Source organism: Geobacter grbiciae (assembly GCF_018531165.1).
GTDB lineage: Bacteria > Desulfobacterota > Desulfuromonadia > Geobacterales > Geobacteraceae > Geobacter > Geobacter metallireducens.
Genome location: NZ_JAHDIW010000003.1, coordinates 301,019 through 325,630 on the forward strand (window position 1 = coordinate 301,019; position 24,612 = coordinate 325,630).

Consider the following 24,612-nt stretch of genomic DNA (forward strand, 5'->3'; position numbering starts at 1 on the left):
GGAGAGAGGTGTCATAATGCGTAACAGGCTCGAGTTCAAGGTGCTGGGGATTATTGGAGCAACCCTTTGCGTGGGATTCGCCATCCTTGGTGTAACCGCCATCTGGCTTGAATACACCGCCCTGATGAAACTTCAGGCTGCCAATACCCGCGGCCTCTCAACCCTCATCTCCCAGGAAATCGCTGAAAACATGATGTCGGGCGACATGGCGGTGATAAACCGATATATCGCACGGGTGAAAGGGAAGGGGCAGGTGCTCGACCTCAAGGTGTTCGGTCCCGCCGCAAAGCCGTGGGGGGACAAGGGCGCGGCTGCTGACCCGGTGGTTGCGGAAGCCATTGCGGCAGGCCGTGCCCGGGAACTGCGCCATACCCTGGATGACGGGAAGCATGTCCTGAGCTTTGCCGTCCCCCTGGTGAACGAGGAGCGCTGCACCACCTGCCACGAGAAGGGAGCCCGGTACACCGGTGCGATTCTTCTCACCACCTCGCTTCAGGATGGGTATGTCAGCGCGCGGAACCTTACCATAGCCCTGGCTGCAACCGGCTTTGTCTTTTTCCTGATCATGCTTGGTACCTTGTACCTCTTCTTCCGTCAGACCATCGTGCGGAACATCCGTGAGCTGTCCGACAGGATCCAGGTCATCGCCCACGGCGAGGGGGATCTGACCTCACAGATGCCAGTCCGGACCGGCGACGAGCTCGGAGAGCTTGCCGAGGGGGTCAACATGCTGATCGCCAAGCTGCGGGAGATTGTGACATCCCTCTACAGCCAGGCGGGGCACATCGCCATATCGGCCTGCCGCACCGTCAAGGGGACCGAAGGGCTCGTCGCCTCTACGGCGGAACAGAAGGACCTTTCCACCTCGGTGGCCGTGGCGTCGGAGGAGATGTCGGCTACCCTGAACGATGTGGCAGCCACCACCCAGCGGGCGGCGCAGCTCTCCATTAACGTGGATCAGGCTGCAAAAGTGGGGATGGAGACCGTGGAGGAGACCTCCCTGAGCATCGACCAGATCCGGACCAGCGTCCTCGGCACCCTGGGAGCCATGGGGAAGCTGGAGACTTCGTCGGGGCAGATCGGCGAGATCGTGGGAATTATCGAGGATATCGCCGACCAGACCAATCTCCTGGCCCTCAACGCGGCCATCGAGGCTGCCCGGGCCGGCGATGCGGGGCGGGGCTTTGCGGTGGTGGCCAACGAAGTGAAGACCCTGTCAAATCGCACCGCCACGTCCACAAGACAGATCGCCGCCATTGTCCGGAGCATCCAGGAAGAGATCGGGACGGTGGTGACATCCATTGGCGAGGGGAAAACGAGGGTTGAGGAAGGGGTCGAGAAGGCGGGGCATGCCCGCCAGCAACTGGAGGGGATCCTGCGGTTGGCGACCGATTCAACGGACATGATCAGCCAGATTGCCACGGCCACTGAGGAGCAGAGTGCCACGACCGTCGAGATCACGGAGAAGATCGGCCAGGTGTCGGCCACGGCAGGGGCGGTGAACGGCCAGATGGAGGAGACGGCCCGCATCTTCCGCGAGTTGTCGGAAACAGCCGAGAAAATCTACGGGACCGTGGGCCGGTTCAGCGTGGGGTGCTACCATGATGCCGTCAAGGGGTATGCCGCGGAGCTGCGGGACCGGGCGACGGCGGTCATAGAGAAGGCCCTGGAGGACCGGAAGATCACCATCGATGCCCTCTTCAGCACCGATTACACGCCGATTCCGAACACCACTCCCCAGAAGTACCGTACCCCCTTCGACCGGTTCTTTGACGAACTCGTCTCGCCGGTTCAGGAGGAGATCCTGGGCCGGGACAGTGGGGTGTACTATGCCATCTGTGTCGATCGCGAGGGGTACTGCCCCTCCCACAACCTGCGCTATTCCCGCCCCCTGACCGGCGACGTCGCCGTGGACAAGGACCACAACCGCACCAAGCGGATCTTCAACGACCGGACCGGCATCCGTTGCGCCACCCATACCCAGAGCTTTCTGCTCCAGACCTATCTGCGGGACACGGGGGAGGTCATGAACGACCTGTCAACGCCCATAACAGTCGGCGGGAAACACTGGGGAGCGGTCAGGATCGGCTACCGGGCCGACGACTGATAGCAAGCCCTAAACCCGGAACCCGGTCATTGCCTCGTTCAGTTCGTCGATCTGGCGGGTGAGGCCGTTGACGGCATTTTCCATGACCCGGGTGGTCTCCACATTCCCCTCGGATGTCCGCGCCATGTTGTCCACCGCCTGGACAATCTTTTCGGTGCTCTGGGTCTGGACCTGGCAGGCCTGGCGGATCGTGGCGATCATCCCGGTGATCCCCTCGCTGGACCTGACGATGAGGGTGCTCGCGTTGCGCTGCTCCTGGCTGGACTGCCGCACCTGAGACGTGACGCTCTTCATACGGGCTACGGCATCCATGATGAGCCCTGTGCCGTAGGTCTGCTCTTCGGTGGCCCGGGCGATCTGCTCCACCATTCCCGCCACCCGCTCCACGGCGTTCCGCATGTGCTCGCTGCTCTGGGCCTGCTCCACGGTGGTGCGGGCGATGTCATTCACCTGCCCCGCAGCCATTTTGACGCCGTCGACGATCTTGTCGAGAGCCTCGCCCGAACGGTACGAAAGTTTCTCCCCTTCAGTGATCCGCAGTTCCGCATGCTTGTTGGCCGCAACCGCGCGCTCGCTCTCTTCCCGCAGCCCCATGATAATGGTGCCGATCTCTCCGGTAGAGCTGGTGGTCCGCTTGGCAAGTTCCTTGATCTCGTTGGCAACCACCGCGAATCCCTTGCCGTGCTCCCCTGCCTGGGCCGCGATGATGGAGGCGTTGAGGGCCAGAAGCTTGGTCTGCTCCGCGATGTCGTTGATGACCGAAATGATCGTGCCGATGTGGCCAGCCCGCTGTGACAGGGTTTCGATGGTTTCACCCACGGAGCGTGAGGAGCGACGGATCTCGTCGATGCCGGAGATGGTGCTCTCCACCGCCTCGCGCCCCTGCTCGGCGTCCCTCAGCACTTCCTCGGAGATTGCCGCGGTCTCCACGGCGCTCTTCTCGATCTGCTTGATGGAGGTGTCAAGCTCGGCAACCAGCGACGCCGTACGCATGGCATCGTTCATGAGGGTGGAGGCGTTGGAGCCTATCTCCTTCTCGGCAGTTGCCATCTGGATGATGGAAGAGCTCACCTCTTCAACGGCATTGGCCAGGGATTCCACGTGGTCGGCCACTTCCTCGATGCTTGCCGACATCTGGAGGATGGAAGAGGAGTTCTCCATGGCGGTGCGGGAAAGCTGCCCCACGGACAGGGCCACGTCAGTGACCGACCGGTCGATGGCGTGGATGCCGTCTGTGGTCCCCTGGACCGCCTCGGCCTGTATCTCCGCGGTGGCAACGCCCCGGTCGGCCGCATCCCGTACCGTTGCAGCAATGGTACGCAGTTCTGTCACCGATGACTTCACCTTGGTGACCGTCGCGGCCAGGTGCTGGAGCATGGCGTTGAAGTTGGTAGTCAGCAGTCCCAGTTCGTCCTCGGTATCATCCCGTACCGATATTGTCAGATCGCCCTCGGCGCCACGATCCATGGCACCGGCCAATTTGCCGACACGGACGACCATTTTTCTGGCAGTGAACATCCAGAGGACAAAGAGAAAAAGAAGCGCATTGATGAGGGAGATGCCCAGGGTTAGCCGGGCGTATCCCTGGGTCGCGGGGGTGCCGCCGGCATTATAGGCGCAGATGATGCCCACCAGGGCAATGACGAAGCCCGCAAGGAGCGAGGAGCGGATCAGCTTTGAGCCGAGGCGCAGGTTTTTGGTCATCGGGATCTCCTTCTGCGATGGCGTACCCAGGGTTTATCGGGGATGAATCAGTCCAGAGATTGATGCACGAAATCGGATCATCTCCGAAAATATGCAAAGGGCGTACCCGAGTATATGTTCGATTCGTGAGGATAACCGCTTCCCGGCAGCACAGCGGAATCCGGGATCGCGTGAGAATGGCCGCGCCAATTTTACCATTCGGGGGAGAGAGGCGACAAGGTCTGAAATCGAAATGGTGACTTCAAAAAATCAGAAAGGGGATGGATACCATCCCCTTCCGCTCATCCGCAACATCCTGCCGGTTCCTTGTCCGAGAACGGCATCTTCTTTCCGCACTTCTGGCACCGCCAGAAGAGGGCCCCTCAGCCGGGAAGAAGGAACATTGTCCCCTGGCACTCCGGGCATGTTTTCTGGGTTTCCATTGTCCACCTCCTGTAAATTTGCTGACAATACCGATTTAGGCCAGAATAACCCGGTGCGGAAAATAAAATCAATAATTTGAGTATTTAAATTATTTAACGGAGACCTGGAGCCGGGCAACACCCGGTATCTCAGCCACGAGACGATCTCCCGAAACAATGGGGCTGACGCCGGCGGGGGTTCCGGTGAGGATCACGTCCCCCGGTTCCAGGGTGAATATCCCCGACATATGGCTGATGATCTCGCGGACCGTGTGGATCATGAGGGAGGTTGAGCCGTCCTGGCGCGTTTCGCCGTTGACGGTCAGGATAATCCGCAGGTCTTGCGGATCGGCGACTCGGTCGGCGGGCACAAAAGGAGAGAGGGGGCAGGCGGTGTCGAACCCCTTGGCGATGTCCCAGGGGAGCCCTTTCTTCTTGAGCTCGGCCTGCACGTCCCGCAGCGTCAGGTCGATGGCGATACCGTAGCCGGCCACGTGTTTCAGGGCGCGTTCAACGGAGATATCTTTTCCCGCTGTCCCGATGAGGACCGCCAGTTCCGCTTCGTGGTGGCAGTCTCTGGAGTAAGGGGGAATCACAATGGCGTCGCCATCACCGATGACCGACGTGGCGGGTTTGGTGAAAATGACCGGCGCATCCGGGGTTTCGTTCCCCAGTTCCTTGATGTGTTCCGCATAGTTGCGGCCAATGCAAAGGATCTTGCCGATGGGGTGTTCTGTGGAGCTTCCTGCCAGGGTGGCAAACGTCATTGATGTTCCTCCTGAAAAAAAGGCGGGTTTGAGACCCGCCCTACAAGTTACCCGCCTTGAGGCATGAGTCGGTAAGCCGGCATCCCTGCCAGGTGCCGCGGCGTTTCAACTCGTTCACGATCGAGAACCACATCTGGTTGTTCTTCAGATCCCAGGTGGGGGCAACCCGGATGGTGAGGGGGGCCGAGCCGTAGAGTCGCTGGATGGCGATGCGCGGCGGCAGGATCTCCAGGAAGTCGCAGGCGGTGGCCACGTACTCCTGGTGGGTGATGGGAACGAAGTCGCCCTGGTGGTACAATTTCGCCAGCCGCGTCCCCTTCACCGCGTGGAGTTGGTGGATCTTCACCGAGTTCACGGGAAGCCCCGCCATCATGTCGGCGGTTCGCAGGAACCCGTCGCGGGTCTCGCCGGGGAAGCCGTAGATCAGGTGGGTGCAGAGCTCGATCCCCCGTCCCTCGATCCGTGCAACCGCCTCCAGGTATTCGGTCAGGGTGTGGCCACGGCCAATCTGTTGGAGGATTTTGTCGTCCATGGACTGGAGGCCCAGTTCGATACAGACGTAGTGACGTTTCGCCAGATCGGCCAGAAGGTCCAAGGCCTCGTCCGACAGGGAATCGGGGCGGGTGCCGACGGAGATGCCGATTACGTCCGGATGGGCCAGTGCCCGGGTGTAGAGGTCCCGGAGTCGCTCCACCGGGGCGTAGGTGTTGGTGAACTTCTGAAAGTAGACGATGAATTTCTCGCTCCCGAGGCGGCGCCGGTGATAGGCCATCCCCTCGGCCATCTGAATCTCGATCGGTATTTCGGCCACGGTGCCCCCCGGCGAGAAGGAGGCATTGTCGCAGTAGATGCACCCCCCTGTCCCCCGAGTGCCGTCGCGATTGGGGCAGGTGAATCCGCCATCCACGTTCACCTTGCTCACGCGGCAGCCGAAGCGGCGGCGCAGGTACGTGCCGTACGAATTGAAGCGGAGATCGGGGTTGATGAGCAAATCGGGCATTGGTTACTCGGTGCGTCGTCCCTGCTCCAGGAGCGTCAGGATGGCGCGGGCTTCTTCGTTGGGGTTGACGGCGGCGATGACGGCCGAGATGAGGGCAACGCCGGCGGCGCCTGTTGCCAGGACTTCCGGGATATTATCCGCCTTGATCCCGCCGAGGGCGAAGACGGGGATAGTGAGGAGCGCCGCCGCTTCGGCCAGCCGCTCCACCCCCACCGGCGCGCCGTAGGCCGCTTTGGAAGGGGTGGGGTAGACGGGGCCGAAGGTGATGAAGTCGGCCCCCGACTTTTCGGCGGCCAGTGCCCCCTCCCTGTTGTGGCAGGAAACGCCGATGAGCCTGTGGGCGCCGAGGATCCGCCGCGCGGCATCGGCGGGGATGCCAGCCTCTCCCAGATGTACCCCGTCGGCATCCGCCGCCAGGGCAATATCCACCCGGTCGTTGATGATCAGCTTCGCCCCGTAACGGCCCGTCAGCTCTCTCATTAGACGGGCCAGCTCCAGAAGCTCCCGGGGGGGCAGATCCTTCTCCCGCAGCTGCACGACCCGCACTCCTCCCGCCAGGGCCTCCTCCACCACGGCGGGGAGGCCGCGACCAACCGTTTGGTGACGGTCGGTGATGAGGTAGAGGGAGAAATCGACCTTACTCAATCATCCCCTCGACGGGGCTCGATGCGGTGGCGTAGAGCTTTTTCGGGATGCGCCCCGCCCGGTAGGCGAGCCGTCCGGCCCGCACCGCCAGGTTCATGGCTTCGGCCATGGCGATGGGGTTCTGGGCGCCGGCGATGCCGGTGTTCATGAGGACGCCGTCAACCCCCAGTTCCATGGCAATGGCCGCGTCAGAGGCGGTTCCCACGCCGGCGTCAACGATGACCGGCACTGTTACCGTCTCCATGATGATCCGGATGGTGTAGGGGTTGCGGATGCCGAGGCCGCTCCCGATGGGAGCCCCCAGGGGCATGACCGCGGCGCAGCCGATGTCCTCCAGCTTCTTGCAGACGATGGGGTCGTCGCTTGTGTAGGGAAGGACGGTGAACCCGTCCTTCACAAGGATCTTGGCCGCCTTGAGGAGCTCCTCGTTGTCGGGGAAGAGGGTCTTCTCGTTGCCGAGAACCTCCAGTTTCACCATGTCGCTCATCCCCGCCTCCCGGGCGAGCCGGCAGGTGCGGACCGCGTCGTCGGCCGTGTAGCAGCCGGCGGTGTTGGGGAGAAGTGTATATTTTTTCGTGTCGATGAAGTCCAGGAGCGACTCCTTGGAACGGTCGGTGATGTTCACCCGCCGCACCGCCACGGTGATGATCTCGGCTCCCGAGGCCTCCAGGGCCGCCACCATTTGCTCGTTGCTGGCGTATTTGCCGGTTCCGACCATGAGGCGGGAGCTGAACTCCCGGCCGGCGATGATCAGCTTGTCGTTCGTAGTGGACATGGGTAGTCTCCTTTGTTATCCCCCGCCCACAAAGTGGACGATCTCGATCCGGTCTCCGTCGTTAAGGATGGTGGATTCGTATTCACCCTTGGGGAGGATGTCGTGGTTCAGTTCTACCGCCACCCGGCGGGGGTCGATGTCGAGGGAGCGAAGAAGCTCACACATCGACATGGGGGTGGCAGCCCGTGCTTCGCCGTTGACGATGATTTCCATTGTGTTCTCCGAGTATGGGTGCCGGTTCGTCGAAACCGGCATCTGGTCACGTAAACAAAAAAGGCCGCAGAAGCGGCCCGTGGTCGTGGAATAGACCATGGTGGAACGCTTCCCTACGCCGGCATTATCCGGATCAGGTTCAAAGGGTTGTCCGTAGCAGCGCGTCGGACTCTCAGTCGAAACTCCCCTAGCGAGTTGGTTCTATGTGATTGTAAAACAGCGTAACCTCGGAACAAAGCTAACAAGTATGCCGGAATTCGTCAAGGGTTTTCAGCCGAACTCCTGTGCCGGGGATGGGGGTAAGGAGCGCGGAGATGTTACGATTTTCTTAATCGCTCGATGGAGTCGAGAACCTCCTGCTCGCGGCGGATCGCTTCATTGCAGAAGTTCCAGATGTGGTAGCTTTCGAGCCCCAGGATGGTGACGCCCGCAACAAAGACCGCCCAAAAATTCTCATTGAGGGCCTTGGCGAAATGGTAGAAGCCGTAGAAGGCGGCGAGGTATCCCACATGGGCAAAACCGCTGTACTCTTCCTTTCCTCCCATCATGCGCGAAAGGATGAGGATGATCGCCGAGAAAGTATAGAGTACGAGAGCTCCGCTGATCATGATGGCGGAGGGTGGCTTTCCGAGGGTTGCGCGGATCGATGGAGGGAGCGGAGGGAGGATGCTGAAGTCCCCTAACGCAACGATACTGACGGCGATGAAGAGAGCCATGGCCCAGAGGCCGCGGTTCGACTTGCTTCGGAGTCGTTTGATCCGTTGAACGGTTTCCTGTCGCACCGCGTCCCTGTCCGGGGGGGTGCCCGTTGCGTCGGGCTTGGGAGGGGGGGGCTGGAAGCGCTTCATGGAGGATGGGTCACGGGTGCCGGCCATGAGCGACGGATCAGGAACGGCTGTCGGCGCCGTCGCCTTCGGCTGACCGCTGTTGTTTCGACTCATTCTGAGTCGCCGTCAGCCTGGTTGCCATCTCCTCGAACGAACGGGCCAGTTCGCCGATTTCGTCCCGATAGGCAGGTGCATTCCGGTTCGCGTCGCCCCTCTTTATGGCAGCGACATAGTTGGCCAATTCCTTGATGGGGAGAAGGACATTGCGGAGCAGGAGCGCGGAGACTCCCCCAACCGTGAGGACGAGGACCATGAGGCAGAAGACGATCATTCTGCCGCGCAGGGTGCCGAGCGTTTTTTGGAGCGGTTCCTCCGAGAGGCCAATGTCGAGGGTGCCGAGGAGTTTCTGGTTGGGACCGTGGACATGGCAGGCGGCGTTGAAGCAGTCGGGTTCGTTGTAGATGGGGACCGTAATGGCAATGACGCTGTGCCCTTGTTCGTTAATGAAGCGACGGGCCTGTTCCATCCTCCCCATGCTGGTGAGGGGGACCGGGCCGGCATGGCAGGCGATGCATCCCGCGGCATTTTTGTCGACGAGTTTGTTCACGTCCTCGGTGTGGGCCGAGAACATGATAACCCCTTTCTTGTTGAAGATACGGGTGTGCTCAACCCCCTTCTGCTGGCCTATGTTGTCAATGATGTTGCGTAATGTCTCCCGGTCGTCCTTCAGCATGGCGTAGCGGGCCGATTTGACGATGGTTCCGGCCAGATTGGTTTCGTGCTCTATGGCATCATTGAGCATGTCGGTCTTGATGACCGAGTAGAGGAGGATGCAACAGACTACGACGAATCCGGTTACGGCGATGGCGGGCGGCACGGTTGCCTTGGCGGCGAAGCTTTTCAGCATGGGCGCTCCCTGGATGAGGTTCTTTTAAGTTAGAGAATAACCCGTTCGGTCGATAATGCAAGGGCGGGAGTCGGAACTCCCGCCCTTGGATGACCATTTCGTCAGCAAAAGACCTGAATTACTACATGTCGTGGCATTTCACGCAGTCCTCGCGTACACTGAAGGCCTTCGTGCCGTCGTGGCAGGCGCCGCACGATTTTCCCTTCTCCATTTCGAGCATGGTCACTACCCTGGCGCTGCGGCCCGCTTTGAAGATCTTGGTGTGGCAGGCGTTGCAGCTGTACATGGCAAGGTGGACATCATGGCTGAATTTGACCGGCCCTGCTCCCGATACCTTGAAGTTTACAGCTTTGACGGGGTGGCACTTGGCGCACTGCTTCACATCGAAGAGTCCCTTGCCGTTGTGGCAGGCCCCGCAGGATTTCCCCTTTTCCATGGCAGCCATGCCGACCGGCTTGTTGCGGCCCGCTTCATAGAGCTTGTTATGGCATTCTCCGCACTTCCTCTTTGCAGCATGGAGTTTGTGGCTGAAAATTATCTTGCCGGTTTCCTTTGAGGTAAGCCCCACTTCCTTCACCAGATGGCAGCGCGCACATTCATCCACGCTGAAGGCCGACTTACCGTTGTGACAGGCGCCGCAGGACTTCCCCTTCTCCATTTCGGCCATGGTGACCGGCTTGTTGCGGCCGGCCTTGAAGAGCTTGGGATGGCAGGCGCCGCAGTCTGAGTACTTGGCCAGGTGTTTCTTGTGACTGAAGGGGGTGGGACCCGCGGACTTCACCTTGTAGGTGATTTCCTTCACCGCGTGGCATCGGGCGCAATCCTTGAGGGGGAAGACCCCGTCCTTCCCGGTATGGCAGGCGCCGCATGATTTTCCCTTTTCCATGTCGGCCATGGTGTAGGTCACCTTCTTCTTCATGTCGAAGATGGCAGGGTGACAGGCCTTGCAGTTGTTTTCGATACCCTTCTTGCCGATATGGACCTTATGGCTGAAGACGATCTTGCCAGCGTCCTTCGTGGTGAAGACCACGTCTTTGATGCTGATGCCGAACGCAAGACCGGCAACGGCGAGTGTACAGGCCACGAGGGGAAGGGTGAAGCGGAATCTCATGTTAGCCTCCTCAGGAATGATTGAATACTGTATACACCGGAACTGGCCGAATTATAGGTAATGAAGCCAGATTAGTCAATTTTAAATACCTGCTTCCCATTCAGTTTGGATAGTGGCGCAAAAGAAAGGCGAAACGGCAGGCCGTTTCGCCTTTTGAGTGATCTGTCTCCCCGGGTCAGTGGTGCTTGACCTCTTCCCAGCCGTCCCACATGGGCTTGAAGTGGGCGAGCATCGTGTGCCCCATGGTTGCCAGGTAGATATGGACGAAGAGGAAGGCGCAGAAGCAGCAGGCGATCAGGAAGTGGGCGCTAACGAGAATTTTGAGGCCTCCCAGCAGCATGATCATTTCTCTGAGGGGGGCAACGTTGAGGATGAGAATGCCGGTCAGGATGACCAGGGGGAGCAGTACAAGCATCAGCCCCATGTAAGCCACCTTCTGCATCGGGTTGAATTTGTCGTCGGGAGTGGCGTGGTGCGGACTCGGACCTCCCTTGAAGAAGTAGTAGAAGTAGTAAAGCACCTGCCGGAAAATTCCCATTTTTATGTCATAGGTGTTGGGGACGTAGAGCTTGAAGAGATTCCCCTTCACGATCAGGTAGTACGCGAACCAGATTGCGTAGAAGATGGAAACGGTGATGCCGGCGGTGTTGTGGAGCCTGATGGCGGCTTTGTAGGTTCCGAAGATGTTCACGTACTCGGGGAACCTGATCTGGAGCCCGGTGACACAGAGGGTAACGATGCCGAGGGCGTTGATCCAGTGCCAGATTCTGACCGGCATTGGGGTAAGGTAGATATACTCAGCGTGTTCCGCATGCTCTGTATGCAATGCTTGCTCGTTATGGGCGCTCATGATTAGTGCTCCTTTCTATTTTTTCTGGTGAGGAATCTTAATGTCCCGTGCACTCCGGCAAACCCCATGCCGCCGAGGACGATGAGTCCGCCGACGATGGAGAGCGCCGTGCTGCGGGTGGAGCCCATCATGTAGAAGTCGGGAGTCCCGTAGAGGACGTCGAGGACGGCTCCCTTCTCGACGGCCACGCGGGTGTAGGTGCCTCCCTTTTCCGGGAAGGCGACGAAGCTCGTCTGCATGGCCCTGGGGCCGGATGCATGGCAGAAGGTGCAGTCCCAGCGGTTGTCCAGGATCTGGTAGCTGTGGGTTACCTTTTCGGGGGTCATCATTCCCCAGAGCCTCATGTCGTCATGCTTTGAATTGCGGTTGAAGGACCGAAGCTCAGCCAGGGAGATGAAATTGTCGCCATTGGTGTCGATAAGGGCTTTCACGTCCTTGTCGCCCGGCACGAGCTGGGTGAGCTCGTCGAAGCTGGCCACCTTGAAGTCGCTGTGCTCTTTTGTCCCCAGCCGTTTCTCAATGTACATGGTTATGACGTAATTTTGCGAACCGGTGTGGCAGGTGATGCAGGGGAGGGCGTCGATGTGGAGGTCTGCCTGCGGAAGCCATTTGGCGTGAACATTGACCATCTTGGCGGTTTCGTGGCATTTGGCGCACATGGCGTTCATGTCCCGGGCCGACGTCATTGCTGGCGGCTTCACCGCATGGGGATTGTGGCAGTCGGCGCACGCCGCGTTATTGGCGTGGAGACTCGCGGCATACTCCTGGTGGACCGGGCTGTGGCATTCCTTGCAGGTGGCCCGCGACGGCCTGATGCCGTCATTCGGGTGATTGGATGTCACCGATTCATGGCAAGAGGTGCAGCCGATGATCGAATGGCTGGTTTTCTTGTACTGGGCCGGGTCGATGAAGAGATGGGACCCGCTCTTGCCACTGATGTTCTTGTCTCCGTGGCAGCCGATGCATCCGTCTTCGGTAGCTGCGGCGGCAAGGACCACCATCGGGAAGACCAGGAGAATCGATAGCACGAGAGTTGCTGCTCGTAGGGTTGTCATTACGTCGCCTCCTTTTCCTGTGCGGTGAATACGTTGGTTTCTCGTGACGCGGTGCGGCATTCTTTAGTGGTGCGCAGACTCTTTGGCCATGGGCTGTTCCTTCTTGAGCCCCTTGGCGAAGCCGAGCATCATGAGCAGTGCCGGAAGAAGTTGGGCGACGACGATAAGGGCGCAGAATCCGAGGAAGATCCAGACGAAGATGCCGCTGTTGTCTTCCCGCGCCCCTGATGCTGCCAGCGCCGGAACCGCCATGCCGAGCCAAACTGCGATTGTTTGTGCCAATGAGCGTTTCATGGTGTCCTCCTTTTTTCCCTTTCTATTCCGTGGTTGGTTAACCAAAAGCGTTATCTTGCCGGCCGTGCGCTGAGAAGGTTTTCGAAGGCGCATCGCACGGCCTGGCGGATTTCTTCTTTGTCCTCCGGTTTGACCGGTTTCAGTGCGTGGTAGAATATCCCCTCCTTGCGAAGCTTACGCATGACCGGGAGAGAGTCCTCATCGGATACGAGGATAATCGTAACGTTCCGATCGCATTGCTTGAGGAGTGGTATGAGATCGCCGGCCTTGAAATTGTCGAATTCGCTCCCGATAACGACCACCTGCGCGGTTTTTTTGAGTATCCCATAGAGGGCGTTGGCCGCCGAGTTGGTCACGGTAACGTTGTAGCCTGCTTCGATGAAAAGATCCGCCAGTTCCTTGCGAGCAACAGTATCGTTGTCTGCGATGAGAAGTCCTAACATGGCTGTCCTCTCTCCGTCGGAATCGCCAGACCTACCGTTCGTTGCCGGAGTCGCCCATGACGGTTTCGTCGGCCGGCCTGGAGAAAAGCCCTTTCATCATGGAGCCGAACAGGATCAGGCCGGGGGCCAGTTGGAAAGCTATGACCAGAGCGCCGAACGCCAGAAAAAATGTCACCAGGAAGCCGTTGGCCTCGGATTCGGCACCGCTTGCCGCAAGGGCTGTACCGGATGCTGCAAGAAGTGCTAAGAGTGCTCTCGCTGAGGTTTTCATGGTATTCTCCCCGGGTATGTGAATAACGATGCGTGCCGTCTTGACCATTACAAGTGCATCCGTTATGCCAGATTGATTAAATATTTTTAAGTTACTGAAAATTGGGAAGAATTCGTTTAAAGGCCAGAGCCTGAGATGACGGGGATGGGGCGATGTGTATAATGTAGTTATACGGGCACCGGGCAGTCCCGGAGCGGCCTGAAAGGGTGTCTGTGGCTAACTTGCCGTAATTGCACGGCATTGTGCTTGGGATTGGAGTGTATAAATTATTATACAGTCGGGTTTTCGGTTGTATCATATTGAAATCATGTAATAAATTCAAGCGAGTCGACTTTCGGTCGATAGGTGTGACTCCATAAGGTGTTTGACTTGTCAGGGTGGTTGATGTAATTTAGAAACTACTAATCGTCTGTTGCTTTGTCGCCGGTCTGTTATGAATGAGTAACCCAACCCAACCGTATGGGGGGATGAAAAGGGAAGGTGGCGATGGAAAACATTGATGTCCTTGTGGTAGACGATGAAGCGGTAATTCGCGAGGGATTGCGGCGCATCCTGGAAAAGGAGGGATTCCATGTGGAGACCTCCGCCAGCGGGCAGATCGCCCTTGAGCGGATGCAGGAGGAAAACTTCAGTCTGGTGATTACCGATTTGAAGATGCCCGGCATGAGCGGCATGGAGGTCCTCAAGGCAATAAAGGTTCTTCAGCCCGAAGTTCCGGTTATCATCATTACCGGCTTCTCAACCGTCGACACCGCTGTGGAGGCCATGAAGAACGGTGCCTTCGACTACATCGCCAAACCCTTTACCCCCGAGCAGATTACGGAGAAAGTGAGGAAAGCTCTCGATCAGCGTGCAGTCCTGATCGAGAACATCTTTCTGAAGAAGGAGCTGGGAGAGCATCACGGCTTCGATCTCTTCGTGGGGGAGAGCAAGGAAATCCAGAAGGTCTACCGGCGCATCATCCAGGTTGCCCCCACCGACAGCACCGTTCTCATCACCGGCGAGAGCGGTACCGGGAAGGAGCTGGTTGCCCGGGCCATCCACAACCACAGCAACCGTCGCGAAAATCCCTTTGTTGCCGTCGACTGTACGTCCCTGGCCGAGAACCTCCTGGAAAGCGAATTGTTCGGCCACGTGAAAGGATCGTTCACCGGCGCGATCCAGACGAAAACCGGACTCTTCAAGGTGGCTGACGGCGGCACCCTCTTCCTTGACGAGATATCCAATATAAGCCTCACCACCCAGGCGAAGCTCCTGCGGGTTCTCCAGGAGCGGGAGATCACCCCCATCGGCGGCACCCAGCCGGTCCCCATCGACATCCGCCTCGTGGCTGCCACCAACAAGAACCTCCGGACCCTGGTCGCCCAGGGGACCTTCCGGGAAGACCTCTTCTTCCGCCTGAACATTATTCCCATAGACCTTCCTCCCCTGCGTGAGCGCAAGGGGGATCTGCCGCTCCTCATCGCCTTCTTCCTCAAGAAGTTTTCCGAGGAGATGGGGCGGGAAATCCGGGGCCTGGCGCCTGACGCCATGGCACTCCTGGAGGATTACACGTTTCCCGGCAACGTACGGGAGTTGGAGAACATCATCGAGCGGGCCGTGGTCCTTGCCGAGGAGGATTTGATCCAGAAGGAAGATCTGGAACTGCGTCTCTCCGGAAGCGAGGGGACCGGAGTTGCGGCCTATGTCCCCCAGAACGTCGAGGAGTTGAAGGAGACCAAGCGGCAGATTCGGGAACGAGCCGTGGAACCCATCGAAAAGGCCTTTGTCCTCCAGGCCCTCAAACGCAACAACTGGAACATTACCCGGGCTGCTGAGGAAACGGGTATGCTTCGGCCCAACTTCCAGGCGTTGCTTAAAAAACTGCGGATCTCAGTGCGAAGTCAGATGAACAGTTGACGCGAAGCCGCTGCTGCGGGGCGATTGAAACGAAAAAGGGGGCCACAATCCGTGGACCCCTTTTCTTATGCCTATGAAAGCGGATGGAGAGTCAGGAGGATTCCGGCAAGGGAGCCGCCTGATTGACGCCTGTCACTTCGACCGTAGCCGTTGCCCTGTCATGGTTGAGCGGCAGCCAGCAGGTGAAGGTGGTCCCCGCTCCCACGGTGCTCCGGACCTCGATTTTCCCGCCGTGACCCTCGATAATTCCGTAGGAAACCGAAAGTCCCAGGCCGGTACCCTTGTTTTCCTTGGTGGAAAAGAAGGGGTCGAATATTTTGGATAAATGTTCCTCGGGAATCCCGCAGCCGTTGTCGGTAATGGCGGCGTAGGCCTCTTCCCGCTCCTGGTCGAAGCCGGTCCTGATCCTGATCTCCCCAGGACCCCCGATGGCGTGGCAGGCGTTCAGGAGCAGGTTGATAAACACCTGCTCGATCTGGTTCGGATCGAGGTTCATCTCGGGGATGTCGGGGTTGTACTCCTTGATGACGTTGATATCGTGGAAGCTCGACTGGTTGCAGACCAGCGTCAGTGTTGCGTCCATGATGGCGTTCAGGGACGAGGGCTTTTTCTGGGGCATCGATTCCCGGGAGAAATCGAGGAGCCCCTTCACGATGCGGGCACAGCGCTGGGTTTCCTTGACGATTAGGTCCAGGTCCCCCTTCAGGGACGGATCGAGCTTCGAATCGCTGGCAAGCAGCGACGCGAAGACAAGGATGCCGGTCAGGGGGTTGTTGATCTCGTGGGCAATCCCCGCCACGAGTTCTCCCAGGGAGGCGAGCTTTTCGGAGTGGACCAACTGCGACTGGATTTTCTTGATTTCCTGGGTCCGCTCTTCCACCTTGTCTTCAAGGTTTTTACCCCAATCCTCCAACTCTACCCGAGCCTTTTTCAGGTTTATTGTCATCCCGTTGAAGGCATCGGCCAGCTCGCCGAGCTCGTCGCGGTTCTTGACTCTCACCGTGGCATCGAGGTCGCCGCCGCCGATCAGGTGGGCATGGTGGACCAGCGCCCGGACCGGCCGGTTGACCAGGCGCTGGGTCAGAAAGGTGAGGCAGAGGGCGATGAGGCCGATCTGCAATACGGTGAGGACGATGATCTCGTTGCGATAGGCGTAGACCTTCTGGTGCATCTGGTCGAGGGAAACGATAACGTCCAGGACGCCGAGGACCTTGGCCTCCTTGGGGTGGAAATGACAGGGGGCCGTGTAGCAGCGCTCCTCGTTGTAGATGGCCTTGGCGAGTCCGAGGACCTCTCTCCCCTCCCTGTTGGTGAAGAGGCGGCTGCGGTTCATGGTGGTGGCATGGACGAGGGGGGATGGTCCCGAATGGCACATGCTGCACGCCTCGGCCTTCTTGTCCAGGTAGAGGCCTTTCTCCTTTGAGTCCGTGGAGTGGGTGACGAGGCCGAATTTGTTGACCATCCTGATCCGCTCAATGGTCCCCCGCTGGGACCCTACCTCGTCGATGATCTGGTAGGCCCGTTTCAGGTTGTTTTCAAGCATGTGGTAGTGGGTGGTGCGGATGATGGTCTCGCTCAGCTTGTCGGCATCGATGACCGCCTCCTCGTAGAGGAGCTTTTCGAGCTGTTCCACGTTAATGTAGGCAAAGAGCCCCATGGTGGCGAGGAGGATGAGGCTTATGGCGAGGGAGAGTTTGGCAATGAGCGACAGGCGCAAGGGCATGACCTCTGGTGGTACTGTTACGGCAAGGATCGATGGGGTGTAGTAAATTTAAATACAGCTTAATCTTTGCTGTAATATTAGTCAAGCTCCAGGCGATTACCCGCCTTGGTCCGGCAAGGGGGACGGCGGCGTTGACGGAGTATGCGGGATCAGCTACCATCTGCTATCAGTTCGTGCCGGAGAGACCATGCGTATATCCTCTGTTGTCGCTCTTATGACCCTGCTTCTGCTCTGCACGGGCTGTTCGTCATTGATCTTTTACCCCCAGCGGCACCTGGTGGACAATCCGCTGCTCGTTCGTTTCCCCGCCGAAGATATCTCATTCCGCGCATCCGACGGCGTCCGGCTGCACGGTTGGCTCCTTCGTCCCTCCGGCCAGTCGCGGGGGAGCATTCTCGTCCTCCATGGTAACGCCGAAAACATCAGCACCCACGTGAACAGCGTTCTCTGGCTGGTCAAAGAGGGGTTTGCGGTTTTCATCATCGACTATCGTGGCTACGGCCTCTCCGAGGGGACGCCGACTATCGACGGGGTCCATCGGGATGCCGAGGCGGCCCTTGCGACCCTCCTCACCCTGCCGAGGGTGGACCCGCAGCGGGTTGCGGTGCTGGGTCAGAGCCTGGGAGGCGCCATTGCCATCCATCTGGTGGCGACTACGCCCCACAAGAAGGCGGTCAGGCTTCTGGTCGTCGACAGCCCCTTCGCCGACTACCGCCTCATTGCCCGGGAAAAGCTCGGCGGGTTTTTCCTCACCTGGCCCCTCCAGTATCCCCTTTCCCTTCTTTTCAACGACGACTACAGCCCCCTGCGTTTCGTGGGAGAGGTGGCGCCGGTGCCGCTCATCATCATCAACGACGAGCTAGATCCGATAGTCCCGTCCCGCCACGGCCGGTTACTGTGCGAGGCGGCAGGCCCTTCCGCGGATCTCTGGACCACATCGGGCCTGGGGCATGTGGGCTCATTTGCCGACCCCGCGTTGCGGCGCGCCCTGGTGGAGCGTCTTGATGGGGCGTTTGCTTTCGGCGCCGACACGCAGAGGCGTTGACAACACTTTATGCTGTGGTAGGGTTGAATCAGTAGGAGGAAAATTTTTACAAGGAGGTAGGATATGAAAAGAGCTCTTCTCGCTGTGGCAATCACGGTCGTCACTGCCGCCTCTGCCTTTGCGGCCAGCGGCAAGGTCAATACCGGCTGTGGTCTCGGAACGGTCCTGTGGAAAGGCCGGGCAGACAGTTCGGTTTTCTCGCAGGCATTACAGGCAACCACCAACCAGACCTTTGGCAACCAGACCTTCGGCATCACCTCCGGCACCCTCGAGTGCGGCACCCCTGGCAAGGTGGTGCAGAACGAGCGCCTGAACCACTTCGTCCGAGCCAACATGGACAACCTGGCCCGTGACATCGCCCAGGGGCGCGGTGAGTCCCTCGACGCCTTTGCCGAGCTCCTCCAGGTGCCGGCTGATAAGCGTCCCGGCTTCTATGCCGCGCTTCAGAGCAACTTCGCGTCGGTCTTCACCTCCGAGAACGTGGTTGTGGCCGAGGTGATCGACAACGCCGTTGCCCTTGCCAACTAGCTAGTCCATTGTGACCAGTCCAACTGAGGGGTGCGTCCCGTGGCGCGCCCCTTTTTCTGTGCAAGCTATCACCCCCAGGCGGCGACGCGGCCCTTTGCAATGATTGTGACTATGCCCATGCTCTATTGCCCGTTCCGGAAGAGTTACGATGCAATGGGGGTACATCCCCTGCTGATATGGTTGCTGGTGTTGATCGTAAACCTGGCGGCTTTTGCCGGCGTCTGCGCCGGGGCCGACGATCCTTACCTGGCGGAACTCCTGAATCGGGCTGCAGAGCGCCAGCTACACCGGGAGCGCGCCTGGGAGGTGCTCCTCCACTACCGGCCCCGGGGCGACGAGCGGGAAAGCCTGGTGGACGATCCCCGCTTTTTCCTCGCTCCCAGCGGGAAGACCGACCCTGCAGCGGAGCTGTCGGCGACCCTGCGGAGCCTCTTCTCTCCCGAGGCAAGCGGCGACGAGCACCCCCGTTGCCGTTTCCCGGCCCGCGTCGCCTGGCTCGCCGAAGAGTTGGCCATCGATGCCGGCCATCTCCCCCCCATGGCCTGCCCCCAACTGGACGAAGCCTTGGCGGCAGTCAACCCCCGATCGGCAGTACTGGTGTTCCCCGCGGCCCATCCCAACGGCCCCGCCTCCATGTTCGGCCACACCCTTTTACGGGTCGGGAGCACCTACCGGAGCGACCTTCTCTCCTACGCGGTCAACTATGCCTCCCACACCACCGACACCAACGGCATTGTCTACGCCTTCAAGGGGATCTTCGGGGGGTACTCGGGGTATTACTCGATCCTTCCCTACTACGAGAAGGTCAGGGAGTACAATGACCTGGAGCATCGGGACGTCTGGGAGTATCCCCTCACCCTCGCCCCCGACGAGGTTCGGCGGATGGTGCTCCACATCTGGGAGCTGCGTGGGATTGCCTCCGATTACTACTTCTTCGACGAGAACTGTTCCTTCAATCTCCTCTTCCTCCTTGAGGCGGCTCGGCCTGAACTGCGGCTTGCCGAAGAATTCTGGGACCGCTCCAGCTTCTGGGTGATGCCGGCCGATACGGTTGCGGTCATTGGCCGGGCGGGGCTCATCGAGAAACAGACCTACCGCCCTGCCCAGGCGACCCGCATCCTCCGCCGGGCATCGCTTCTGTCGCCGGATGCCCGCCATGAGGCCCTGCAGACGGCCCTTTCGCCCCAGCGGGCACAAGCGGTTGCAGCTTCCAGCCGCCCGGTGGAGGAGCGCCGCCAGATACTCAATCTGGCCGCAGAATACGTGCAGTACCGCTACTCACGCAAGGAGCTGGAGCAGCCGGAGTTCCAGCGGCAGTTCCTGGAGGTGCTCAAGGTACGCAGCCCCCTGGGGCCCGACGAATCGGACGCGGGGGAGGTTCCGGTCCCTCCCGCCCCGGAAACGGGGCACCTGCCGGGCCGGATCGGGCTTGGTGGTGGCTACCGCCACGACACCCCCTTCGTGGAGGCGAGCATTCGTCCCGCGTACCACGCCTTGATGGATGCCGATGAAGGATACAGCCCCCACTCCCAGATCATCTTCGCCGAGGCGGTGGGTCGCTACTACCCGGAGCGGCACTCCATCAGGCTCCAAAGGTTCTCGGTGGTGGATATCGTCTCCCTGGCCCTCCGGGACGAGTTCTTCAAGCCCATTTCCTGGAAGGTGAACGGTGGCCTGTTCCGCCGACCCTTTGCCGACGGCGCCGATCGCCTCTTCTTGCGGCTCAACACCGGCGGTGGCATGGCCTGGCCCGTCCCGGGCAACGGGGTCGTCTACGGCATGGCGGAACTGGACCTGAACCTGAGCGATCGTCTGCGGGACAAGGCGGTGCTCGGGGCCGGAGTGTCAGCCGGGGTGATCGTCTCCCCCGCCGGCTGCTGGAAGGTAGCCCTCTCGGGGAGCGCCTTTGCCTACGGTCTCCAATACCATGAATACTACCGGTTGGCCCTGGAACAGAATCTGGCCCTGAGCCGTACCCTTGGCCTCGGCCTCACGACATCCTGGGAGCGGAGCTTCGACCGCAACCGGGCCGAGGCGATGCTGATGGTCAATCGTTATTTCTGATGGGTGCTTCCCGTCAATTCCGGTATACTCTTCACGGACGAGGAAAACGTACATGATTCTGCGAATTATCGTTGCGCTGCTCACGGTTGCCCTGGCTGCTGCCTTGCTTGAAGGATGTACCCCCGCCCGGCCGGCGGTCCCGCCGGCACCTGCGGGCGCGGCGGCCGGGAACCGGCACGAGGTGGTCGTCTATGTCAGAACCGGCTGTTCCTTCTGCCAGGAGGCGCGGGAGTTTTTCGCCGCCCGGGGGGTGCCGGTCCGCGAGCGCAACGTGGCAGCCGACCGGAGCGCCCTGGTGGAAATGCTCGATATCCATGTCCGCCGGTTTCCGGACGAGGAGCCCCTTGTCCCGCTTATCGTGATCGGTGACCGTGTGGTGAGAGGGTTTGATCGCCAGGAGGTCGAGGCGGCGTTGGCCGAGGTGGAGCGCACATCAACAGCAGGGAGTAAACAGTGACCATTACCAGCAACTCCACGTATTTCCCCTTCAATCTGCAGGTTGCCGCCCGGTTCTGGCGTGCCCTGGATCTGGCGCCGTCGGCCCGGGAGCTGGAGCGCCTGGGGAGGCCGCCCATCCTGTTCTGCCGGGAGCTGGCGGCACGGCTCAACCGCCTGCCGGAGCGGGCGGGTCGACCGGTTCAGGGAGGAGTTCTCAATCTCTACTCACTCCAGGGGGCCATCTTCCGGCATCTGATCACCCGCTACGCACAGGGACAGGCTCCAGGGGTGCTGGAGAAGTCCCTGGCCGATGCCGGTTTCCCCCTTGACTCACCGCAGCTGGCAGCTCTTCTGGAGCGGTTCGCTACCCTCTTTCCGCCGGCGGCGCTCCTCTATGGCGATGCCGAGTCCCCCGCGGCCTGGCTTGCGGCTGGCGGGACTTCTCAGCGGCTCCAGGCCGTGGAAGAACTCCTTCTCCTCTCCCTCGCCGCCGAGAACAGCGCCCTGGACAGCTTTAGGGAGCTGGTGGACGACACCGAACTGGCCGCCACGGCCCCCTACCGTGTTGCCGTGACCGGCCTGGAGAGGGCGTTGGCCGATGCCCTCCCCGTGGCCGGGTTCGGCGTGTCGCTGACGGAGCTTCTCCGGGCGCCGCTGCGGGCCGCCCCCGAATCCCTGGCGGGTCAGCTGGCATACATGCGGGATGCGTGGAGCCCCTTACTCCCTGATGAGCTTCTGGCCCAGTTGGAGGTGGCCTTCGGCATCGTGGAGGAGGAGACGCGCCCCTTCTGGAGCGGTGGCGGTGGCGCCCCCGCGCCGGTCCTGGAGTTCGGCCCCGACGCGGGGTTCCCGGCCCCCGATGACCACTATCCCGAGCCCGAGCAGTTCTCCGCCGACGTGGACTGGATGCCCAACGTGGTGCTCATGGCCAAGATGGTCTATGTCTGGCTCGGCCAGCTCTCCGGCTGGTACGGGAAAGATATTCACCGTCTCGACCAGATTCCCGATGAAGAGCTGGACAAGCTCGCCCGTTGGGGCGTCACGGGGCTCTGGCTCATCGGCATCTGGGAGCGTTCCCCCGCCTCCCAGACCATCAAGCGGATGTGCGGCAACCCCGAGGCCATCGCGTCCGCCTACTCCCTCTACGACTACACCATCGCCCATGACCTGGGGGGATGGGAGGCCCTGGCGGACCTGCGGGAGCGTGCCCTGAAGCGGGGCATCAGGCTTGCCAGCGACATGGTGCCGAACCACACCGGCATCTACTCCAAGTGGATCGTGGAGCACCCCGACTGGTTCGTGCAGCTGGACTACCCGCCGTACCCCACCTACCGCTTCACCGGCCCCGACCTTTCCTCCTCCCCCGAGGTCTCCATCCACATCGAGGATGGCTACTGGGACAAGAGCGACGCCGCCGTGGTCTTCAAGCACTACGACCACCGCAACGGCCGGACCCGCTACATCTACCACGGCAACGATGGGACGAGCACCCCGTGGAACGACACGGCCCAGCTGGACTACCTGAACCCCGAGGTGCGGGAGGCGGTGACCCGGACCATCATCCACGTGGCCCACAACTTTCCCATCATCCGCTTCGATGCCGCTATGACCCTGGCCAAGAAGCACTACCAGCGCCTCTGGTTTCCCCAGCCGGGCCTGGGGAGCGGCGTCCCCTCCCGGGCCGAGCGTGGCTTGACCCGGGCCGCTTTCGACGCCGCCATGCCCGAGGAGTTCTGGCGCCAGGTGGTGGACCGGGCCGCGGCGGAGACGCCGGACACGCTCCTTCTGGCCGAGGCCTTCTGGCTCATGGAGGGGTACTTTGTCCGGACCCTGGGGATGCACCGGGTCTACAACAGCGCCTTCATGAACATGCTCAAGATGGAGGAGAACGCCAAGTACCGCCAGACCATCAAGAACGTGCTGGAGTTCAATCCCGAGATCCTCAAGCGCTTCGTCAACTTCATGAACAACCCCGATGAAAAGACCGCTGTGGAGCAGTTTGGTAAGGAAAGCAAATACTTCGGCGCGGCGGTGCTCCTGGTGACCATGCCCGGGCTCCCCATGCTGGGCCATGGCCAGGTGGAGGGGTTCCACGAGAAATACGGCATGGAGTACAAGCGCGCCTACTGGGACGAGCCAGTGGACGAACACCTGGTGGCGGAGCATGAACGGCGCATCTTTCCCCTCATGCGGCGCCGACGTCTCTTCTCGGGCTCCGAGAACTTCGTTCTTTACGACTTCTTTGTGGACGGGGCCGTGAACGAGGATGTCTTCGCCTACTCCAACCGCCGTGGCAATGACCGTGGGCTCGTCCTCTACCATAACCGCTTCGCCACTACCGCCGGGTGGATCAGGAGCTCCACGTCCCGTCTCGTGCGGATCGACTCGGGGGAGACCGTACTGCGGCAGACCGACTTGGGGGAGGCCCTCGGGGTGAACGCCGATGGCCGCCACTACTACGTCTTCAGGGACTACGCCACCGGCATGGAGTACATCCGCCACGGCAGGGAGATTGCCGAGAAGGGGTTGTTCGTGGAGCTGGAAGCCTACGAGTACCACGCCTTCCTCGATTTCCGCGAGATCCGCGACGACGACTACGGCACCTGGGGTAAGCTCTGCTTCGGTCTGGAGGGGCGAGGGGTACCAAGCATCGACGAGGAGGTGCAGCTTATCCGTTACGCATCCTTGGTGGAACGGTTCCGGGAACTCTCTCCCCTTGCTGGGGGAAAAGCAGCGCCGAAGACGTCTTTGGAACGTTCGAAAGCGTTTCAGGCGGCCCTTGCGGCGTTTCTTAAGGAACTCGCTTCGGTTGCCGGCGTTGACGGCGATGGTGCCGCAACGGCCGGTGCCGTGACGGAGCGCCTCGATCGCCTCCCCGGCCTCTGGAAGTCTCTGGAAAAAGGAGAGCCTGCGGCAGAACTGCCGCTCTTCCCGGCAGACCTCACCGCGCGATGGCTTTGTGCGATGCTCCTTGTCCTCCACGAGACCGGCCGGCTTGGTGGCGACGACGCGGAGTATCCTGCCCGCTCTGTCCAATGGTTTGGCACCTTCGGCCTCAGGCGTGCCTTGGTGGACCTCATCCGCGAGGCCGTCGAGGAAGGGGACGAATCCCCCCACGGGGACTCTGACCGTCTAGCCCTTTTGGCGGATATCGTCATAGCCTATCCCGGCCTTGGCGGGCTTCTCGGAAGTCCTGGGCGTTCCGGAGCCCTCCAGCGCCTTATGGACGACCGTCGGGTCAGGCGGTTCATCGGCGTGAACCGCAGCGGCGTCGTCGAGTGGTTTGTCAAAGAACCGTTCGAGGAGCTCCTTTCCTGGCTCGTTCTTTTTGCTGCGGTGGCACAACCTCCCGTTGGAAGAGCGCTCAGTGGATTTGGTACAGAACTGGCGAAACTACTGAGAGTGCGTGCGTCGCTGATGGCTCTGGCAGAAGAGGCCGGTTACCGGGTTAAAGCTTTCCTTGCCCTCGTGACCCCATCTTCCGGCAGACCGGAAGAGGAATCACGGCAGGGGTAGAACAGACCGTCCCACAGACCACTGCGGCG

Annotated in this window: 22 protein-coding genes and 1 riboswitch; of the genes, 7 read left to right on the forward strand and 15 right to left on the reverse strand. The window is 60.6% G+C overall.

Annotation, left to right across the window (positions count from 1 at the left end):
- The first annotated feature begins 16 nt into the window (after nucleotides 1-16).
- A complete protein-coding gene (locus tag KJB29_RS06895) occupies nucleotides 17-2,107 on the forward strand; it encodes a methyl-accepting chemotaxis protein (RefSeq protein ID WP_004512875.1) in 2,091 nt (696 codons plus the stop codon).
- 9 nt (nucleotides 2,108-2,116) lie between these two features.
- Here the strand turns inward: KJB29_RS06895 and KJB29_RS06900 are convergent, their stop codons facing one another.
- The 14 genes from KJB29_RS06900 to KJB29_RS06965 form a co-directional block, all read right to left on the reverse strand.
- Nucleotides 2,117-3,811, reverse strand: a complete 1,695-nt coding sequence (locus KJB29_RS06900; protein WP_215733952.1) for a methyl-accepting chemotaxis protein — start codon at nucleotides 3,809-3,811, stop codon at nucleotides 2,117-2,119.
- Nucleotides 3,812-4,322: 511 nt separating this feature from the next.
- Nucleotides 4,323-4,979, reverse strand: a complete 657-nt coding sequence (locus tag KJB29_RS06905) for a fumarylacetoacetate hydrolase family protein (protein WP_215733953.1) — start codon at nucleotides 4,977-4,979, stop codon at nucleotides 4,323-4,325.
- Between the two features lie 40 nt (nucleotides 4,980-5,019).
- Nucleotides 5,020-5,979 carry a tRNA modification radical SAM protein MnmL/YtqA gene (gene mnmL, locus KJB29_RS06910; protein WP_215733954.1) on the reverse strand — a complete coding sequence of 320 codons (960 nt, stop codon included), beginning with the start codon at nucleotides 5,977-5,979 and terminating at the stop codon, nucleotides 5,020-5,022.
- Between the two features lie 3 nt (nucleotides 5,980-5,982).
- Nucleotides 5,983-6,624 carry a thiamine phosphate synthase gene (gene thiE, locus KJB29_RS06915; protein ID WP_215733955.1) on the reverse strand — a complete coding sequence of 214 codons (642 nt, stop codon included), beginning with the start codon at nucleotides 6,622-6,624 and terminating at the stop codon, nucleotides 5,983-5,985.
- Nucleotides 6,617-7,399, reverse strand: coding sequence for a thiazole synthase (locus tag KJB29_RS06920; protein WP_215733956.1), 783 nt, complete (start codon nucleotides 7,397-7,399; stop codon nucleotides 6,617-6,619). The genes thiE and KJB29_RS06920 overlap by 8 nt, the downstream gene beginning before the upstream one ends.
- 15 nt (nucleotides 7,400-7,414) lie before the next feature.
- Nucleotides 7,415-7,612, reverse strand: coding sequence for a sulfur carrier protein ThiS (gene thiS / locus KJB29_RS06925; protein ID WP_215733957.1), 198 nt, complete (start codon nucleotides 7,610-7,612; stop codon nucleotides 7,415-7,417).
- Nucleotides 7,613-7,705: 93 nt separating this feature from the next.
- Nucleotides 7,706-7,811, reverse strand: a riboswitch (TPP riboswitch).
- A 118-nt stretch (nucleotides 7,812-7,929) separates the two neighbouring features.
- Nucleotides 7,930-8,460, reverse strand: coding sequence for a menaquinol oxidoreductase complex Cbc5, membrane protein subunit (locus KJB29_RS06930; protein ID WP_011366126.1), 531 nt, complete (start codon nucleotides 8,458-8,460; stop codon nucleotides 7,930-7,932).
- Between the two features lie 37 nt (nucleotides 8,461-8,497).
- Nucleotides 8,498-9,346, reverse strand: coding sequence for a HAMP domain-containing protein (locus KJB29_RS06935; RefSeq protein WP_215733958.1), 849 nt, complete (start codon nucleotides 9,344-9,346; stop codon nucleotides 8,498-8,500).
- A 121-nt stretch (nucleotides 9,347-9,467) separates the two neighbouring features.
- Nucleotides 9,468-10,457, reverse strand: coding sequence for a cytochrome c3 family protein (locus tag KJB29_RS06940; RefSeq protein ID WP_215733959.1), 990 nt, complete (start codon nucleotides 10,455-10,457; stop codon nucleotides 9,468-9,470).
- Nucleotides 10,458-10,632: 175 nt separating this feature from the next.
- The gene (locus tag KJB29_RS06945) at nucleotides 10,633-11,307 is read right to left on the reverse strand and encodes a cytochrome b/b6 domain-containing protein (RefSeq protein ID WP_004512865.1); all 675 of its coding nucleotides are present in this window, start codon (nucleotides 11,305-11,307) and stop codon (nucleotides 10,633-10,635) included.
- 2 nt (nucleotides 11,308-11,309) lie between these two features.
- Nucleotides 11,310-12,362 carry a cytochrome c3 family protein gene (locus KJB29_RS06950; protein ID WP_215733960.1) on the reverse strand — a complete coding sequence of 351 codons (1,053 nt, stop codon included), beginning with the start codon at nucleotides 12,360-12,362 and terminating at the stop codon, nucleotides 11,310-11,312.
- A 63-nt stretch (nucleotides 12,363-12,425) separates the two neighbouring features.
- Entirely contained in the window at nucleotides 12,426-12,656 is a 231-nt protein-coding gene (locus KJB29_RS06955; protein ID WP_004512863.1) for a hypothetical protein, read from the reverse strand.
- A 50-nt stretch (nucleotides 12,657-12,706) separates the two neighbouring features.
- Nucleotides 12,707-13,099, reverse strand: a complete 393-nt coding sequence (locus tag KJB29_RS06960; protein WP_215733961.1) for a response regulator — start codon at nucleotides 13,097-13,099, stop codon at nucleotides 12,707-12,709.
- A gap of 31 nt (nucleotides 13,100-13,130) precedes the next feature.
- Nucleotides 13,131-13,370, reverse strand: a complete 240-nt coding sequence (locus KJB29_RS06965) for a hypothetical protein (protein ID WP_215733962.1) — start codon at nucleotides 13,368-13,370, stop codon at nucleotides 13,131-13,133.
- Between the two features lie 486 nt (nucleotides 13,371-13,856).
- Between KJB29_RS06965 and KJB29_RS06970 the strand changes: the two genes are divergently transcribed.
- Complete coding sequence (locus KJB29_RS06970; protein ID WP_215733963.1) at nucleotides 13,857-15,269, forward strand: sigma-54-dependent transcriptional regulator; 1,413 nt, start codon at nucleotides 13,857-13,859, stop codon at nucleotides 15,267-15,269.
- 91 nt (nucleotides 15,270-15,360) lie between these two features.
- Here the strand turns inward: KJB29_RS06970 and KJB29_RS06975 are convergent, their stop codons facing one another.
- Nucleotides 15,361-16,992, reverse strand: coding sequence for a sensor histidine kinase (locus tag KJB29_RS06975; RefSeq protein ID WP_246560651.1), 1,632 nt, complete (start codon nucleotides 16,990-16,992; stop codon nucleotides 15,361-15,363).
- Between the two features lie 187 nt (nucleotides 16,993-17,179).
- Between KJB29_RS06975 and KJB29_RS06980 the strand changes: the two genes are divergently transcribed.
- The 5 genes from KJB29_RS06980 to KJB29_RS07000 all read left to right on the forward strand — a co-directional run bounded on the left by KJB29_RS06980 (nucleotide 17,180) and on the right by KJB29_RS07000 (nucleotide 24,583).
- Nucleotides 17,180-18,037 carry an alpha/beta hydrolase gene (locus KJB29_RS06980; protein ID WP_215733964.1) on the forward strand — a complete coding sequence of 286 codons (858 nt, stop codon included), beginning with the start codon at nucleotides 17,180-17,182 and terminating at the stop codon, nucleotides 18,035-18,037.
- Between the two features lie 63 nt (nucleotides 18,038-18,100).
- Nucleotides 18,101-18,565: a DUF3015 family protein gene (locus KJB29_RS06985; protein ID WP_215733965.1), complete on the forward strand. Its 465-nt coding sequence runs from the start codon at nucleotides 18,101-18,103 to the stop codon at nucleotides 18,563-18,565.
- Nucleotides 18,566-18,718: 153 nt separating this feature from the next.
- Nucleotides 18,719-20,629 (forward strand): Lnb N-terminal periplasmic domain-containing protein, encoded by a 1,911-nt coding sequence (locus KJB29_RS06990; RefSeq protein ID WP_246560653.1) that lies wholly within the window; start codon nucleotides 18,719-18,721, stop codon nucleotides 20,627-20,629.
- Nucleotides 20,630-20,681: 52 nt separating this feature from the next.
- Nucleotides 20,682-21,086, forward strand: a complete 405-nt coding sequence (locus tag KJB29_RS06995) for a glutaredoxin family protein (protein ID WP_215733967.1) — start codon at nucleotides 20,682-20,684, stop codon at nucleotides 21,084-21,086.
- Nucleotides 21,083-24,583, forward strand: a complete 3,501-nt coding sequence (locus KJB29_RS07000; RefSeq protein ID WP_215733968.1) for an alpha-amylase family glycosyl hydrolase — start codon at nucleotides 21,083-21,085, stop codon at nucleotides 24,581-24,583. The genes KJB29_RS06995 and KJB29_RS07000 overlap by 4 nt, the downstream gene beginning before the upstream one ends.
- The last annotated feature ends 29 nt before the right edge of the window (nucleotides 24,584-24,612 follow it).